The organism is Iodidimonas gelatinilytica (genome assembly GCF_008579125.1).
Classification (GTDB): domain Bacteria; phylum Pseudomonadota; class Alphaproteobacteria; order Sphingomonadales; family Rhodothalassiaceae; genus Iodidimonas; species Iodidimonas muriae.
In genome coordinates, this window is the sequence record NZ_BKCL01000011.1 from 39,713 (window position 1) to 56,448 (window position 16,736).

General features: G+C 55.7%; 11 protein-coding genes, 1 tRNA gene and 4 pseudogenes. 8 read left to right on the top strand and 8 right to left on the bottom strand.

Annotation, left to right across the window (positions count from 1 at the left end; genetic code table 11):
- Window positions 1-79 precede the first annotated feature (79 nt).
- The 3 genes from JCM17844_RS11975 to JCM17844_RS11985 are packed head-to-tail and all read left to right on the top strand — an operon-like array spanning window position 80 to window position 2,720.
- Window positions 80-2,248 (top strand): secretin GspD/PilQ domain-containing protein, encoded by a 2,169-nt coding sequence (locus tag JCM17844_RS11975; RefSeq protein WP_150001170.1) that lies wholly within the window; start codon window positions 80-82, stop codon window positions 2,246-2,248.
- A 20-nt stretch (window positions 2,249-2,268) separates the two neighbouring features.
- Complete coding sequence (locus JCM17844_RS17375; protein WP_210431907.1) at window positions 2,269-2,535, top strand: type IV pilus modification PilV family protein; 267 nt, start codon at window positions 2,269-2,271, stop codon at window positions 2,533-2,535.
- On the top strand, window positions 2,460-2,720 hold the full coding sequence (locus JCM17844_RS11985) for a hypothetical protein (protein WP_210431926.1): 261 nt from the start codon (window positions 2,460-2,462) through the stop codon (window positions 2,718-2,720). The genes JCM17844_RS17375 and JCM17844_RS11985 overlap by 76 nt, the downstream gene beginning before the upstream one ends.
- A 33-nt stretch (window positions 2,721-2,753) precedes the next feature.
- On the opposite strand, the pseudogene rfbD reads toward JCM17844_RS11985, so the two are convergent.
- From rfbD to JCM17844_RS12015, 6 genes and pseudogenes are all read right to left on the bottom strand, one after another.
- Window positions 2,754-3,640 (bottom strand): annotated as a pseudogene (rfbD, locus tag JCM17844_RS11990) (dTDP-4-dehydrorhamnose reductase).
- The gene (gene rfbC, locus JCM17844_RS11995) at window positions 3,637-4,182 is read right to left on the bottom strand and encodes a dTDP-4-dehydrorhamnose 3,5-epimerase (RefSeq protein ID WP_150001173.1); all 546 of its coding nucleotides are present in this window, start codon (window positions 4,180-4,182) and stop codon (window positions 3,637-3,639) included. Before rfbC ends, rfbD begins: the two are co-directional and overlap by 4 nt.
- Window positions 4,179-5,067, bottom strand: a pseudogene (gene rfbA, locus JCM17844_RS12000) (glucose-1-phosphate thymidylyltransferase RfbA). The gene rfbC and the pseudogene rfbA overlap by 4 nt, the downstream one beginning before the upstream one ends.
- Window positions 5,068-5,143: 76 nt before the next feature.
- Window positions 5,144-5,791 (bottom strand): LysE family translocator, encoded by a 648-nt coding sequence (locus tag JCM17844_RS12005; protein WP_150001174.1) that lies wholly within the window; start codon window positions 5,789-5,791, stop codon window positions 5,144-5,146.
- Window positions 5,788-8,555, bottom strand: a pseudogene (polA, locus tag JCM17844_RS17380) (DNA polymerase I). The gene JCM17844_RS12005 and the pseudogene polA overlap by 4 nt, the downstream one beginning before the upstream one ends.
- 78 nt (window positions 8,556-8,633) lie before the next feature.
- Window positions 8,634-8,828, bottom strand: coding sequence for a zinc-finger domain-containing protein (locus JCM17844_RS12015; RefSeq protein WP_150001175.1), 195 nt, complete (start codon window positions 8,826-8,828; stop codon window positions 8,634-8,636).
- 171 nt (window positions 8,829-8,999) lie between these two features.
- Here JCM17844_RS12015 and JCM17844_RS12020 point away from each other — a divergent pair, with 171 nt between their 5' ends.
- The 3 genes and pseudogenes from JCM17844_RS12020 (at window position 9,000) to JCM17844_RS12030 (ending at window position 11,783) form a co-directional block, all read left to right on the top strand.
- Window positions 9,000-9,944 carry an ABC transporter ATP-binding protein gene (locus JCM17844_RS12020; protein WP_150001176.1) on the top strand — a complete coding sequence of 315 codons (945 nt, stop codon included), beginning with the start codon at window positions 9,000-9,002 and terminating at the stop codon, window positions 9,942-9,944.
- 2 nt (window positions 9,945-9,946) lie between these two features.
- Window positions 9,947-11,576, top strand: a pseudogene (gene nadB / locus JCM17844_RS12025) (L-aspartate oxidase).
- Between the two features lie 130 nt (window positions 11,577-11,706).
- Window positions 11,707-11,783 (top strand) — tRNA-Arg (locus tag JCM17844_RS12030).
- Between the two features lie 108 nt (window positions 11,784-11,891).
- Here JCM17844_RS12030 and JCM17844_RS12035 read toward each other — a convergent pair.
- Window positions 11,892-13,235 (bottom strand): arylamine N-acetyltransferase, encoded by a 1,344-nt coding sequence (locus tag JCM17844_RS12035; protein ID WP_150001177.1) that lies wholly within the window; start codon window positions 13,233-13,235, stop codon window positions 11,892-11,894.
- A 191-nt stretch (window positions 13,236-13,426) separates the two neighbouring features.
- Window positions 13,427-14,188, bottom strand: a complete 762-nt coding sequence (locus JCM17844_RS12045) for a sulfite exporter TauE/SafE family protein (protein ID WP_150001178.1) — start codon at window positions 14,186-14,188, stop codon at window positions 13,427-13,429.
- Window positions 14,189-14,321: 133 nt separating this feature from the next.
- On the opposite strand from JCM17844_RS12045, the gene JCM17844_RS12050 reads away from it, so the two are divergent.
- The gene (locus JCM17844_RS12050) at window positions 14,322-15,410 is read left to right on the top strand and encodes a bifunctional transcriptional activator/DNA repair enzyme AdaA (RefSeq protein WP_150001179.1); all 1,089 of its coding nucleotides are present in this window, start codon (window positions 14,322-14,324) and stop codon (window positions 15,408-15,410) included.
- Between the two features lie 225 nt (window positions 15,411-15,635).
- On the top strand, window positions 15,636-16,736 hold the full coding sequence (gene rfbB, locus JCM17844_RS12055) for a dTDP-glucose 4,6-dehydratase (protein WP_150001180.1): 1,101 nt from the start codon (window positions 15,636-15,638) through the stop codon (window positions 16,734-16,736).

Genomic DNA, 16,736 nt, shown 5'->3' on the forward strand with positions numbered 1-16,736 from the left:
TCTGTTCTAATCTGATTTATTCTCGGCTCTCCCTTGTTGAAGGGGGCTTTTTGGTGCCTGCAATGCGTGGTGTTTTTCTATGATCTCATATGAGGGGGAACGTGCCGGGGCGCCTTGGGGGCGGATGCGGGTTGTTTCAACAGCGGTGGCATTTGGCTTGCTGTTGTCGAGCTGTAGCACATTAAACAAACAAGACGACCTGAAGGTGGATGAAAACACCTTGGGGAAACTGGTCCAGCGGCCAGAAGTGAAGGCGGCTCAAGATGCGCGGATTGGTAGCGGTGCCGATGATGCGCCGCGCCTGAAAAAGCCTTTCGAGGATCGTTTGCGCCGCGAGACTGTGCCGTCGGTCAAGACAACAGATCGCCGCGCTGAAGAGGATGGTGAGGCACCGCCCATTCCCGATGGGCTGGTGGATGCCTCTGTGCCGCCTTTGTCTTTGCCCGCCTTTATCGATGTGGTGTTTGGCGAAATCTTGAAAGTTCCCTATTCCACCGGCCCCGAGGTGGCATCGCGTAAAGATGTGATCCAATTGCGGTCTTCGGGAGAGATTCCGGCTCCGGATTTTCTGAGCCTCGTGTCTTTGGCCCTGAAGGATTATGGCATCCGTGTCAGCGCCCAGCATGGGCTTTATGTGGTTATTGGCGAAAGCAGTGCGCGGCAAAGACGGCCCAGCTTCATTCGCTCTCGCAGCCGACCGGGCACCCCGGCAGCTTTGCGTCCGGTGGTGCAGTTTGTGCAGTTGAAGGCCATCGATTCCAACAATATGCGCAATCTTTTGTTGCAGGCTTTTCCCCGCGGCGGTGCCTTGGAAGTGACCAATGACAGCGCCACAGGATCGGTGATTTTGTCGGGACTGCCCGAAGATGTGGATGCGGCGCTTGATATTATCGAAACGATGGATGATCTGGCTTTTGCCGATTCCGAAGTGCTGCAGTTTAAACCGATTTTCTGGCAAGTCGATGAGTTGGCCACCCAATTGCAGACCATTTTGCAATCTGAAGGGTGGCAGGCCTCTAGCGGAAACCGGCAAATTCTCCCCATTCATCTGGTGCCGGTTCCTTTTTCCAATAGCCTGATGATTTTCGTGAAGGAAGAAGAGGCCCGCAACCGGGTGCTTTACTGGCTGAATGTTCTCGATCAGCCCGCGGAAAAGGGCGATGTGGATCAGATTTTTGTTTATGATGTGCAAAATGCGGATGCCACATTGATCGCCGAAACCGCCAATGCGGTGCTGGACAATACCCGGCTGCGTGCATCGGATGACATTCCGGTATCCGGTGCCGCTGGCCCAAATACCCAGAACCGGACGGGGGGACGGTCCTCCAATTCCAGCAGTCTGGTGGTGGACCCGCAGGGCAACCGGCTGATTTTCTCTGGCTCTGCCAGCGATTATCAAAGGCTGCTGCAATTGCTGCGGCGGTTGGATCAGCCAACGCCGGAAGTGCTGATTGAAGTGACCGTGGCCGAGGTCACATTGACTGACGACACGCGCTATGGCGTTGAATTCTTTGTGGATTCCATTGGAACCAATGGTGCCGATGTGAATTTTGGCACCGATGGCGGCTTGGGGCTTGCCGGGTCCGGGTTCAATCTGGGCTTTGTCAGCGGCGATGTGTCGGCAGCCTTGAATGCTTTTGCGCAAAACCAGCAGGTGAATGTGCTGTCCACGCCGCGCTTGGTGGCCCGCTCAGGCGGCGCGGCGAATATTCAGGTGGGGTCGGATGTTCCGGTGATCACCACGCAGGCTGCAGCCGATCAGCAAAGCGGTGATGGCTCCCGCGATGTGTTGCAGTCGGTGCAATTTCGCTCCACCGGTGTTTTGCTCAATATCGAGCCGGTGGTGTACAGCACTGGACGGGTGGATCTGACCATCACTCAGGAAGTGTCCAGCGCTTTGCCCAATCCCAATACGGCCATTGCCAGCCCGATCATTTCCAACCGGAATTTGAGCACCCAATTGACCCTTGATGATGGCGGCACAGCCGTTTTGGGCGGTTTGATCCGGGAAAGCATCACCCGCGGCGATACGGGTATTCCGCTGCTGAAAGACATTCCCTGGCTTGGCAGCCTGTTCAGTGTGGATTCTCTGAATATCGAGCGGACAGAGCTTTTGGTGATCATCACCGCCTATATCATCCGGGGATCCGAAGACCGCGAGCGGTTCGTCGATTATCTGACGGACGAGATCAACCGTTCCTTGTCTGATCCGGTTCAGCTTCGCACCCGAATTCCCAAGCAGCAATGATGGGGGGGCGGCAAATCCCGATGGCCGCTTCAAGAATTGCGAAAAGGGCGGGTGCAGATCGCAGTGGCGGCTTCACGATCCTTGAGGTTCTGGTTGCCCTTGCGATTTTGGGAACGGCGCTGGCAGCCTTGTTCGGCTTGCAGCAAAGCGCATCACGCGCGGCGATTGCGGTGGAACGGGCGCAGCAAAGCATGGAGCGGATCGCACCGCCTTGGCCATTCTGGCCAGCATCAATCCCATGTTGCAGCCCGAAGGACGTGCCGATCTTGGCCATAATGCCCGCATGAGCTGGCAGGCCACGCCCATTGGGGATGCGAAAACCATCACCGCCGCCACCGGCGCACCGGGGCGCTTTTCCCTGCAACGCTTTGACGTGGCCGTAACCATCGAAGCGCCGGGCAGGGCGTCTTGGGGATGGTCGGTGGAGCGTTTGGGCTGGCGACCGGTCAGAGGCTATTCGCCGGGCGATTAAGCCCGTTCTAATCCCGTTATGGACCTGCCTTGTTTATTTTTGTGGATATGGGGCGGACTGTCGGGAAAAGGCACATAGCATCTGGCGTAGGGAAGTCCGCCAATGCACCGGCGTGGTGGCGGATTTTTGCCAACCGTCTGTGCTGTCCAGAACGGAAAAAGCAGGGCGACGGGCCGGAGTGGGATACTCGACGCTTTTGATGGGGCTGACGGGAACCGGACGGTCCAGCAGTCCAAGCGCCAGCCCTTCTTCCATGATGCGACGGCAAAATCATACCAGCTTGCAACGCCCGCATCGCTCCAATGTAGAATGCCGTTTTGCGGTTTTTCTGCCAAGCGCCATAAAGCATGCGCCAGCCCCTTCGCCCAGCAAGGGGTTCCAAGCTGGTCTGCCACCACAGATAGCTGATCGCGGCTGGCCATCAATTTCAGCATGGTTTTGACAAAATTCGTCCCATGAACGGAATACAGCCATGATGTGCGCACGATCAAAGCCCGATCCGGGATGTGGTGCAAAATAGCCTCTTCGCCGGCGCGTTTGCTTGTTCCATATACATTCAGCGGATGGGTGGGGGCGTCGGGCGTATAGGCCCTGTTGGCGGTGCCATCGAACACAAAGTCGGTGGAAATATGGATCAGTCTTGCCCCCGAAGCGCCCACAGCTTTGGCAAGATTGGCCGCGCCTTGTTCATTGACGGCGAAGGCCTGCTCTGATGCAGTTTCCGCTTTGTCCACCGCCGTATAGGCCGCCCCGTTGATCACCAGATCCGGTTTGTGTCGGTTGATGCAGTGAAAGGTGGCATCGGCATCGCAAATATCCAGTTTGCTTCGGTCCAGCGCCACCACTTCCATATCTTTTGGGGCGGTGTCTTGCAGGTCCCGGCCCAATTGGCCCTGTGCGCCGGTGATCATTATTTTCATGGATAGACCTCGGCATCTGCAAGGCATGGCGCCTTTGCATCCTTGGCAGATAAAAGGGGCTGGCGACCATTCAAAGGCCAATCAATGGCAATCTCCGGATCGTTCCAGATGACCGAACGCTCGCACTCCGGCGCATAAAAATCGGTGCATTTATAAAAAACTTCGGCGCTGTCGCCCAGCACCAGAAACCCATGGGCAAAGCCTTGTGGCACCCAAAGCTGCCGATGATTGTCCGCCGAAAGCTCCACCCCCACCCAGCGTCCAAAATCGGCGGAGTGGCGGCGCAGATCGACCGCCACATCCAGAATGGCTCCGGCAATGCAGCGCACCAATTTGCCTTGCGGTTTGCCAATTTGATAATGCAAGCCGCGCAAAACCGGGCCGGTGGAGCGGGAATGATTGTCTTGCACAAACTTGTCGGGAAGGCCGAGTTCGCCAAAACGTCGGGCGTTCCATGTTTCCATGAAGAAGCCGCGATCATCGCCAAAGACTTTGGGCTCGATGATTTTTACATCCGGCAAGGCGGTGGGGAGAATCTTCATCGTGCCCCCTCGCCGCGCAAGATTTGCATCAAATAATCGCCATAGCCGCTTTTCAGCAAAGGAGCCGCCAAGCGTTCCAGCTCCGAAGCGCTGATATAGCCCATGCGGAAAGCGATTTCTTCGGGGCAGGCAATTTTCAATCCCTGCCGGTCTTCTATCACCCGGACATAATCGGCCGCATCCAGAAGCGAGGCATGGGTGCCGGTATCAAGCCATGCAAAACCGCGTCCCAGCGTTTCCACCGATAGGGTTCGGGCTTCCAGATAGCGCTTGTTCACATCGGTGATTTCCAGTTCTCCCCGGGGGGATGGCCGGATGGATTTGGCAATGTCCACCACTTGATTGTCATAGAAATAAAGCCCGGTGACCGCATAATGGGATTTGGCTTTTGTGGCTTTTCTTCGATATCGCTGGCGCGCCTTCGGCATCAAAGCTCACCACGCCATAGCGTTCGGGATCCTTGACATAATAACCGAACACAGTGGCCCCGACATCTCGTTTGGTGGCTGTTTCCAATACTGTACGAAAGCCTTGGCCATAAAAGATATTGTCGCCAAGAATGAGGCTGACGGGGTCGTTGCCGATAAAGCGCTCGCCAATCAGGAAGGCTTGCGCCAGCCCGCCCGGTTCGGGTTGTGTGGCATAGCTTAAATCAATGCCGAATTGCGATCCATCGCCAAGCAAATGCTGGAATTGCGTCTGGTCTTCGGGGGTGGTGATGATCAAGATATCGCGGATTCCCGCCAGCATCAGCGTTGATAGCGGATAATAGATCATCGGCTTGTCATAAACCGGCATCAGTTGTTTGCTGACAGACCGGGTCAGCGGATAAAGCCGTGTGCCGGAACCGCCTGCCAGAATAATGCCGCGATAGGGCCGTGTCATAAAGCGTCCTTCACTTGCAAAGCTCCCATTGGTTGATAAAGGCACCGGGCAGGGTGTTGCAAGCATTGGCTCCCCATCAGGGGCGGTTGGAAAAGGCCAATGCGGCGGCAAATCCGAACAACAGCACGCTGGTGACATAGGATTGCCCGCGGAGCACGGTCGGATGGGCCATTACCCAATGGCGCACACGGTCTGCAAGGGCGGCCAAGAGGGCCATGATGACAAAGCCTATGCCAAAGAAAAACGCGCCCAGAACAAGAATACGCTGGGTGGGATTGTCCGCCTGCGCCGGAACGAACTGGGGCAGGAAGGCCAACAGGAACAAAATCACTTTGGGATTAAGGATATTGGTCAAGAATGCCTGACGCAAAAGCCGTGATGTGGGGCGCGGGGTGGCTTGGTCTGCATGGTTGAGATCCAGTCCGTTGCCATGGCGGGCGATCCCGATGGCCATCCACAACAGATAGGCCGCGCCCAAAAAGCGCAGAATGTCATAGGCGTGGGGCAGATTGATAAGCACAAGAGACAGCCCGAAGGCCGCGGCTGTCATGTGCATCATTCCACCCACCATGATGCCGAAAAGGGTGATCATTCCCGCCTTGAAGCCAAGGCCAAGCGAGCGGTTTATCACCAAAATCATATCCGGCCCCGGTGTCAGCCCCAGCACCAAAGTGGCCGAAAGAAACACCGATAATTGGGCGGAATCAGGCAAAAGGTCGGTCAATGTGCATCATCCCAATTTTCACCGGTGCCCACATCCACCAGCAAAGGCACGGCCAGATCAAGAACCGGTGCCGCGGCTTGCTCCATCACGCGGCGGATCACCGGAATGGCAGCTTCTACCTGATCTTTGGGGGCTTCGAAGATCAGTTCATCATGCACCTGCAAGAGCATACGGATATCGGGCAAGCCCGCATCCAAGAGCGCTTGCGGCATACGGATCATGCGCGTTTGATGATATCGGCGGCCGTGCCCTGGATGGGGGCATTGATGGCGGCCCGTTCGGCAAAGGCCCGCAAATTGGGATTTTTGGCATTGATGTCGGAGACATGGCTGCGCCGGCCGAACAAGGTCGTGACATGCCCCGTTTCATGGGCCTGTTCCTTGGTGCGCTCCATATAGGTGCGAATGCCGGGAAAGCGTTCGAAATAGGCATCGATATAGGCTTTTGCCTCGTCGCGCCCGATATCAAGCTGACGCGCCAAGCCGAAGGCGGAAATGCCGTAAATAATGCCGAAATTGATGGCTTTGGCTCGTCGGCGGGTGGCGGAATCCATGTTTTCCATGGGGACGCCAAATACCTGGGACGCGGTCAGGGCGTGAATATCCACCCCTTTGGCAAAGGCATCTTTCAAGGCATCGATATCGGCCATATGCGCCAATATGCGCAATTCTATCTGGCTATAATCGGCGGCGATCAACAGATTGCCCGTATCGGCACAAAGGCGCGGCGAATACGGCGACCTTCAGGGGTGCGGATGGGGATATTCTGCAAATTGGGATCGGTGGATGATAGACGCCCCGTCGAGGTGATGGCCATGGAAAAGCTGGTATGCACCCGCCCGGTCTTTTCATTGATGGCTTTTCCCAAAGCATCGCTATAGGTGCTTTTCAGCTTGGAAAGTTGCCGCCATGACAGCACTTTTTCCGGCAAAGCATGGCCCTCTGCCGCCAATTTATCCAGCACATCGGCACTGGTGGACCAGGCACCGGTTTTGCCCTTCTTGCCGCCTTTCAGGTCCATCTTGTCAAACAGGATATGCCAAGCTGTGCGGGGCTGGCGATATTGAAGCTTTCACCGGCCAGTTCGTGAATTTCCGTTTCAAGACGGGCCATGCCTTCGGCAAATTCCGCCGACAGGCGCGACAGTTCGGCGCGATCCACCTTGATCCCGGCGCGTTCCATATCCACCAGAACCGGCACCAGCGGGCGTTCAAGCCGTTCATAGACCGAGAGCAGCCCCGCCTCGGCCAGGCGGGGTTTCAACAGGCGATAAAGGCGTCCGGTGATATCTGCATCCTCAGCCGCATAATGGGCGGCCTTTTCTATGGGCACCAGATCGAAGGTGATCTGTTTCTTGCCCGTTCCCGCAACATCTTTGAAGGGGGTGGGGGTGATGCCCAGATGCAGTTCGGACAGTTCATCCATACCGTGGCCATGCAGCCCGCAATCGCGCACATAAGAGATCAGCATGGTATCGTCGATGGGATGAACCGGATGCCTTCATTGGCGAAAATCGCCATATCATATTTGATATTCTGCCCCACCTTCAAAATGGCGGGGTCTTCCAGGATCGGCTTCAAGGCCGCAAGGGCATCTTTGACGGGGAGTTGCCGGAGCGTATCTGTGCCGAAATCCAGCCCGTCGCTTTTGCGGTGGCGCAAGGGGATATAGCAAGCCTCGCCGCCTTTTACCGATAAAGAGATACCAACCAACTCTGCGCGCATGGGGTCCAGAGAGGTGGTTTCCGTATCCACGGCCACAATGCCGGTATCGCGGATGCGGGCGACCCAGTGCTCCAGATCCGCCATCTGGTCAACAATGCTGTAATTGGTGGCTTTGATCTCGGTGGTTTCCGCTTCTTGCGGGCTGGTGCCGGGGATGCCGTCCCCCAAATGCGACACCACACGGGCCCGCAGGGCCTTGAACCCGTTGTCGTCGGCAAATGCCAAAAGCTTTTCCGGCTCCATAGAGCTGACCGCCAGCTTATCCAGCGTCCAATCTTCCAGCGGCACATCGCAATGGAGTGTCACCAGCTTTTTCGACATGCGGGCATCATCGGCATGGGCCAGCAAATTTTCGCGCCGTTTGGGTTGTTTGATCTCGCCGGCGCGGGCCAATAATGTTTCCAGATCGCCATAATCGGCGATCAACTGCGCCGCTGTTTTAGGGCCGATGCCGGGAACGCCGGGCACATTATCTACGGAATCGCCGCAAAGCGCCTGCACGTCGATCACCTTTTCAGGGATGACGCCGAATTTATCATGCACTTCTTTTGCGCCGATGCGGCGGTTTTTCATGCTGTCAAACAGGCTCACATCAGTGCTGACAAGCTGCATCAGATCCTTGTCCGACGATACGATGGTCACTTTCCAGCCTTCGGCCCGGGCGCGGGTGGCAAAGGTGGCGATGATATCGTCAGCCTCATAGCCCTCCATTTCAATGGCGGGCACGTTGAAAGCATTGGTGGCTTCGCGGATCAGCGCGAATTGCGGCACCAGATCGTCCGGCGCCGGGGGGCGATGGGCTTTATAGGCATCGTAAATATCATTGCGGAAGGATTTGCGCGCCGCATCGAAAATCACCGCAAAATGGGTGGGGGCTTCCCCCTCATTCACGTCTTTCAGCAGCTTGAGCAGCATGTTGGAAAAGCCGTAAACCGCATTGACGGGGGTACCGTCCTTGCGGGTCATGGGGGGCAAGGCGTGATAGGCGCGGAAAATATAGCCCGACCCATCGACGAGATAGAGATGTTTGCTGTCTGTCATGGGGCAGTGCTTTCATAAAAGATGGCAGCCCGCAAAAGGGTGCCGGACGATAGTGCGAGAGACGATGTCGAAAGGGAGCTACGCGGCCTTTGATCTGCTTTTATCCGCAGGCCCGCCTTTCAGGATGAACTCCCGATCACAATAGCCACATTCCACGCGGCCTTCATCGCCCATGGTCAGATAAACGCGGGGATGGCCCAACGCGCCTTCTCCGCCATCGCAAGAGACGGTCTTTTTATCAACGATCAGGGTTTCCGGTGGAGGGGTGGTCATTGTTTGGCTGTCCTTCTTGACTTGAGAAACGCATCGCGCGCGTATTTTCTGTTTGTATAACCCTGCCAATCTGGCCACACAACTAGGGTCATGCCTTTATGGACGCATTGACCGAAGGCGGGGCTGGTGCTAGCGCAAGGGATACGATCCGATTGAAAGGAGTGTCCGGTTATGACGTCCCCCTCTGCCATCCATGTGCGTTCCCTTGAGAAAACCTATGGTGGCCCCTCGCCCAAACGTGCTTTGAAGGGCATCGATCTGGACATTCCGCAAGGCTCTATGTTTGGCCTTTTGGGCCCCAATGGAGCGGGAAAATCCACTTTCATCAATATTCTCGCCGGACTTGTGAACAAAAGTTCGGGAGAAGCGCGTGTCTGGGGCTTTGATTTGGATGAAAATCCGCGCAATGCCCGTGCCTCCATCGGGGTGGTGCCGCAAGAGCTGGTTTTTGATGCCTTTTTCACGCCGTGGGAAATGATGGAAGTGCAGGCCGGGATGTACGGCGTGCCAAAATCCGAACGGCGCACCGAAGAATTGCTGAAAGCCGTGCATTTGTGGGACAAACGCCACGCCTATTCGCGCACCTTGTCGGGCGGGATGAAGCGGCGTTTGCTGGTGGCCAAAGCCATGGTGCACACCCCGCCGGTGTTGATTCTCGATGAACCGACGGCGGGTGTGGATATCGAACTGCGCCAGTTGTTATGGACCTATGTGCGCGAATTGCATGCGCGGGGCACCACTATCGTGTTGACCACCCATTATCTGGAAGAGGCGGAAGAGCTGTGCGACACCATCGCCATCATCAATCATGGTGAGGTGGTGTGCTCTGAGCCGACGCCGGATCTACTGGCGCGGATTGATGAAAAGGAGATTCTGATCGATCTGGCCAGCGAGATTTCCGAGATCCCCCAACATTTCAATGGCTTCCGTGCCCGTTTGGCAGGGCCGAATCGCCTGGCATTCCAGGTGTCGCGGAAGGGCAATGATGTGGGCGCGGTGCTGGCGGCCTTATCGGCTTCCGGGCTTGAGGTGCGTGATTTGTCCACGGATGAAACCGATCTGGAGGATATTTTCCTGCAACTGACCCGTGGCAGCGATGCCGATGCAGCAGCCTGATCATGAAAGCTGAATTTGATGTTCTGGTGATCGGCGCAGGGGCGGCCGGGCTGTCCTTGGCGCTGAAAATTGCCCCCCATGGCCGTGTGGCGGTGGTTTCCAAGGGGAAATTGTCTTCAGGGTCCACCAAATGGGCGCAAGGCGGCATCGCCGCCGTTCTGTCGGTGGGCGATACGGTGGAAAGCCATATCGAAGACACGCTGATCGCCGGTGACGGGCTGTGCGATAAAGACGCCGTACGCTTTGTGGTGGAGCGCGGTCCGGCGGCCATCGAGGATCTGATCTCTTTGGGGGTGGAATTTACCCGCAGCGAGGAAGACAGCGATGCGGCGGGCTATCATCTGACGCGGGAAGGCGGCCATTCGGTGCGCCGGGTGATTCATGTGGATGATGCCACGGGACGGGCGGTGCAACAGGCGTTGGAGCGCCGTGCCCGCGCCGAACCGAATATCACCGTTTTAGAGCATCATGTGGCGGTGGATGTTATCACCAATCGGCATCTTTCCGGTGATGGTAAAGGCTCGGACCGGTGCCATGGCGCTTATTTGTTGAACCGGCGCACCGGCCATGTGGATGTGTTCGCCGCCAAGGCGGTGGTGCTGGCCACCGGAGGCGCAAGCCGGGTGTATCTTTATTCTTCAAATCCCGATGGCTCGACGGGGGACGGGATCGCCATTGCGTGGCGGGCCGGATGCCGCATTGCCAATATGGAATTCAACCAGTTTCATCCCACCTGCCTGTTTCATCCCAAGGCGAAAACATTTCTCATCACCGAAGCATTGCGCGGTGAAGGGGCACATCTGACGCTGCTGGACGGCACGCGCTTTATGGACCGCTTCGACAAGCGGGGCGAACTTGCGCCGCGCGATGTGGTGGCACGGGCCATCGACCATGAAATGAAGCGCTTGGGGCTGGATCATGTGTTGCTGGATATCAGCCACCGCGATCCGGATTTCGTGATCGGCCATTTCCCCACCATTTACCGGCGCTGCTTGATTATGGGATCGATATTACCAAACAGGCGATTCCGGTGGTGCCCGCCGCCCATTATACCTGTGGCGGTGTGGTGATCGATCGGGCCGGACGCACCGATCTGGAAGGGCTTTATTGTATCGGCGAAGCGTCCCATAGCGGTCTTCACGGGGCCAATCGCATGGCCTCTAATTCCTTGCTGGAATGTTTGGTTTATGGCCAATCGGCGGCGGAAAACATCGTCTGGCGGCTAAAGGATTTGCCAAATCCCGCCTTGGCACGCAATTGGATGAAAGCCGCGTCACCAATTCCGATGAAGAAATTGTGGTCAGCCATAACTGGGCGGAATTGCGCCGTTTCATGTGGGATTATGTGGGTATTGTGCGCACCGATAAACGTTTGGAACGGGCGCAACATCGTGTGGATCTTCTCGCCCGCGAAATCCAGGATTATTACGGCAATTTCCATGTGACCGGCGATCTGTTGGAATTGCGCAATCTGGTTACGGTGGCGGGGCTGATCGTGCGGTCTGCCATGGCGCGGAAAGAATCACGCGGTCTTCATTATACGGCAGATTATCCAAAGCAACTGCGCGAAGCCAAAGATACGGTGCTTACTCCGCCTTTTGCTGCCCGCCGTATCGATGGCCATAAGGTTTAAAAAGCCGTCTGGGACAGTCTGTTAAGGCGGCGTGCAAAAAATGCGCTTTGTGCATTTACAATGGCCGGGCATTTCCGCTAGTGTCCGCCAGCCTGATCTTGGCACGCACCATGATGCGACATGGCTCAAGGCACCCGTAGCTCAGCTGGATAGAGCGCTGCCCTCCGAAGGCAGAGGCCAGAGGTTCGAATCCTCTCGGGTGCGCCACTATACTCCAGAACTTTTCTGAAGAACCTACCGTATAGGGCCGACAACAGTTTGCACCCGGCTACCAGATTCAGAATGTCATAGCACGGCGTTCAGGTTAGCAAGGCGCTATGATTTTCCATCGCCATTGCTCAAAATATTTGAAACCAATTCTTTCTCTACCGCGCTGAGTGAAAGCGATATACCAAACCGATCCTTCAAAATAGCCTCCCAAGCGTCGAAGGACGCCAGATCGCCTTCGGTCATCTCGTCGCCGTGCCTGTCAGTGAGCCTGTTGTTCCAGAGTCCGGTACGACCAGTTGGATGAAACAGGCCGATGAACAGCCCATGGCGGAAATGGGATTCTGGATGCGTCGCCATATAATGATTGGCGGACTCTAGATCGCTATCGACGGCGGGTCGTAACTCAAAGCTGTATTGGTTTTTCCATGTGTCTTTGTGGAGCCGCTGGACCATCTTTTCATCGTCACTTATGGCAATCATGCGAATAAAGCCGTCGCCATCGTCCACAGGTGTGTCCGTTTGAATATTCAGAGGCGCTCGAAGAGCACGCGCGCCAAATCCGACATCCGTCAGAAACCGCCCCTCTTCGAGCTCAACAATATGTGTGAGATGGGTTCTTGGAGGGGTCTGCTGCGGATCGCGAATCCACACCCGCCCTAGATGTTGAGACACTCTAAAGCCGAGGGCTCTCAACAGGTCCGCATAAAGCAGGTTCAGTTCAAAACAGTATCCGCCCCTCTGTCCTTTGAGAATTTTCGCCACAAGCGATGCTCTTGTCAGGCTTATGCCGCGCTTCAGAAAAACATCGATATTTTCAAAAGGGATCACAGACATATGCAGACGCTGTAAACGCGCCAGTGCTTCCAGTGTCGCTTCTTCCGGCAGCGAAGCTCCAAGTCTGATGGCATAGGCATCAAGAAAGTCGGTAGCGCTAAGTGGCAGTGCCTGCGCCGTCAATGCTTCCTGACCTTCAGCCTCGCCGGTTTCGGCACCAAGTTGTGGTCCCCATTCGAGGCGCAGAATTTGCGCCATGCTTTCAAATCGCCTCAGCCCCACCACTTCGCGCAAATGGGCTTCAACTTCCGCCATGGAAACGCGCGTATCAAGGGCCACGCGCTCACCAAGGTCTGTCATGATGATCGTTTTCTGACGCTTGTCGTCCGGGTCCTCCCTCAGCTCAAGCGCGCCAATCCGCTGAAGCTCGCGTGTAATCTTGTAGACAGCCTGACGACTGATCCCCATTCGCCGCGCCACCTCAGAGGCATGTGTCACACCGCAATTGAGATGACAGAAAAAGGTCAGATGCGCGCCCGTGAGCTTGTCGTGCCCCTTAGCTTTCATCAGATGCAGCAGACTGGACGACATCCACTGATTCGCGCTGATCAGTGCCTGCCCAAGCGGCTGCTGTAAGGGAGCTTCAACATCTTTAATTGTTAACCTAGTTGACATTTACGTCTCCGTCTGATTTTCCAGTTTCGTGCTGCAGGTCGTTAAGTCTGAAACAGGGGTTGTAGCAGGCGCGGTATAAGCGGTTTGAACCGGAGCGGTGCATCCGTTGCTGCAAGGCAATCATTATAAGAAGGGTGATTTTATATGACACAGGCTGTCATTGCATTCATCGGGGATCCCCATGCGCCCAATCAAGCACCCGCAAGGGCTGCCCAACGGATCAGCAAGCGGACGGCAACATATAAGACCAGCACCGAGGTCAGCCGCCGCAAAAGCGTTTCCGATAGGGCTTGCGCCCCAAGGCGCGAGCCGATTTGTCCGCCGATCAGCACGGCGGGGATAAGCATCCAGTAATCTGTCAGTTGCCCCAGTATTTGCAGATTGTCGAGCTTCATGGCCTGACCGAAAAGACCGCTGATGGAATTGACGAGAATAAACAGGCTGCAGGTGCCTGCAATGGCACGCGCCGTATCCCAGCGCATCAGATGCAGAATCGGGGCGAGAAAAATGCCGCCGCCGATGCCCACAAGGCCCGATAGAAAGCCCAAGGCCCCGCCGATGGCAGCATTGAGCCACGGATTGGATGGTTTTATGCTGGCTGTACCATCTGGTTTTTTTTGCAAAAGCATACGCAAGCCGGCGGCACTCAAGGACAGGCCCAGCAGCCCGATGAACACCATTTCAGAGACGGGCAAGCGCCCGCCCATCCATGCCAAGGGGATCGAGGTGACAAGAAATGGGGCGATTTTCTTCAGATGAAGATGGCCGCGTCTTCCAAACTGCCAAACCCCGCCCGCCACCACGATAATATTGCACAGCAAGGCGATGGCCGGGAGCAGCCGGTAATCGGTGCCGGAGAGTACCAGAAGCGCATTATAGGTGGAGCCGCCGCCAAACCCGACGGTGGCGTAAAGCAGGGCGGTTAGAAAAAAGGCGAATAATAAAAAAACCATGAGGATACACGCGCGGCTTGAAGGACTTGAAATCGGCGGCTCCACCCTTTCCGGGGCGCAGCAAAATTGCAAGGCCCATTTCCATGCCTGATTTGCGGCGGACGGCATAAACGGGATCTGCTAATTTCCCCTTATGATATACCCATGGTCTTCCAATGATGAACTTTATGACGCCCTTTTGAACCGCGCCGCCGATTATGATGGGCGGGCGTTTGTGGGGGTGACCTCTACGCAGATTTTTTGCCGTCTAAGCTGCCCGGCGCGGAAACCCAAACGTGAAAATTGTCTGTTTTTTGAAACGGTGGGAGCTTGTATGGAAGCGGGATTTCGACCCTGTAAACGATGTCGCCCTCTCGAGAGCGCTGCACAGGCCGACCCTTTGATTGCGCGCTTGCTTAAGGCTTTGGAGGCGCTGCCGGGTTATCGCTGGTCTGAGGCTGATCTGGTAAAAATGGGCCTTGACCTATCGACGGTGCGGCGCCGTTTCAAACGGCAGTTTGGTGTGACATTTCTGGAAATGGCACGGCTGCGGCGTGTACAAGACGGGGTGGAGACACTGGCCCGTGGCGGACGGGTGATCGATGCGCAATTGGATGCCGGGTTTGACTCCGCCAGTGGATTTCGCACAGCCTTTGCACGCTTGCTGGGCGATCCTTTGAGCCAATTTTCCAATCAATCCCTTTTGAAAGCCGACTGGATCAAAACGCCTCTTGGGCCAATGATCGCGGTCAGTGACAAAAGAAGCCTGCATCTTTTGGAGTTTTTTGATCGCAAGGCCCTGCCCAATGAACTGAAAAAATTGCGTAAGGCGGTGCGCGGAGATCTGGGCTTTGGGCGGTTTGATCCCATTGAACAGATACAGGGGGAGCTTAAGGCGTATTTTGAAGGGGAACTTTGCAGCTTCCAAACGCCGCTAACATTTTGGGGCAGCCCGTTTACAAAAAGTGTCTGGCAGGAACTACAACGCATCCCCATGGGGCAAACCCGCAGCTATAGTCAGATGGCAGCCTTGATCGGTCGGCCTTCTGCGGTGCGGGCGTTGGCGCGGGCCAATGGAGCGAACCAACTTGCCATTATTGTTCCTTGCCATCGGGTCATCGGAGCCGGGGGCGATCTCACTGGTTATGGCGGCGGCTTGTGGCGCAAACAAAAGCTGATCGATTTAGAACACCGCACTATGGCAGCATTCGATGCCTCCCTTCCAACGTCTCATGCCACTTGACCATGGTCTTGCCATAATGGCTTGGTCATGTGCGCCCCGCTTTGTGGTTTTTCCGAGGAAGGGCTATGGCAATTGCGTTGCCATTTGTTGGGCGCTATCTAAAGTGGCGAAAGAAACAAGATAATCGTGACCACTTATGAGCCGGGAATGAACTGCCCGCGCGATGATGTCCTTGCCACATATTTGTGACAGGGCGCGGTCGGCCAAGGGAGCATGGGACGCCATATGCAGACATTTCTTGTCACAGGTGGGGCCGGGTTTATCGGTGCGAATTTCGTTCATTTTTTAAAAGCGCATAATCCGGCAGCCCGGATCGTTTTGCTGGATGCGCTGACCTATGCCGGAAATCGGGCCAGTGTTGCCGATCTGGATGATGATGACGGGTTCATCTTCATAAAGGGCGATATTGGCGATTATGATCTAGTATGTGATTTGCTGTCCGATTATGCGGTGGATGCGGTGGTGCATTTCGCAGCGGAAAGCCATGTGGATCGGTCAATCCATAATCCCGATGCCTTTATCCAAACCAATGTGGTGGGCACGCACACATTATTACGTGCGGCTAAAAAAGTTTGGTTGGATACGGGTAGTGGCCGTCCGCATCGTTTCCACCATATTTCCACTGATGAAGTGTTCGGCTCTTTGGGGCCATCTGAGCCAGCCTTTCATGAAGGCACGCCTTATGCCCCCAATTCCCCTTATTCCGCATCGAAAGCGGCGTCAGACCATTTGGTGCGGGCTTATCACCATACCTATGGCCTTGATGTCACCATCAGCAATTGCTCCAACAATTACGGCCCCTACCAGTTTCCTGAAAAGCTGATTCCGCTGTTCTTGATCAATGCGCTTCATGGCAAGCCTTTGCCCGTTTATGGTGATGGTGCCAGTATCCGCGATTGGCTGCATGTGGAAGACCATTGCCGCGCTATCCACAAGATTTTGACGCAAGGCACATCTGGCGCGGTTTATGCTGTTGGTGGAAATTGCGAGTTGACCAATCTTGCACTGATTGACCAATTGTGCGCGGAGATCGACGCGGCTTTTGTCGCGCACCCTTCTTTGGCGGAGCGGTTTCCTGATGCGCCGCCGGTGAAGGGAAAGCCAACACAAAGCCTAAAGCGATTTGTCGAGGATCGTTTGGGCCATGACCGGCGCTATGCCATTGATGCGCGAAAGATAAAACGGGAATTGGGGTTTGATCCGGCTTATGATTTTACCAGCGGATTAAAGGCCACGATAAACTGGTATCTGGAACACGAATCCTGGTGGCGTGCCCTTTTGGATGGCCGTTATAACCAATGGATCGATAAACAATATATATCATGA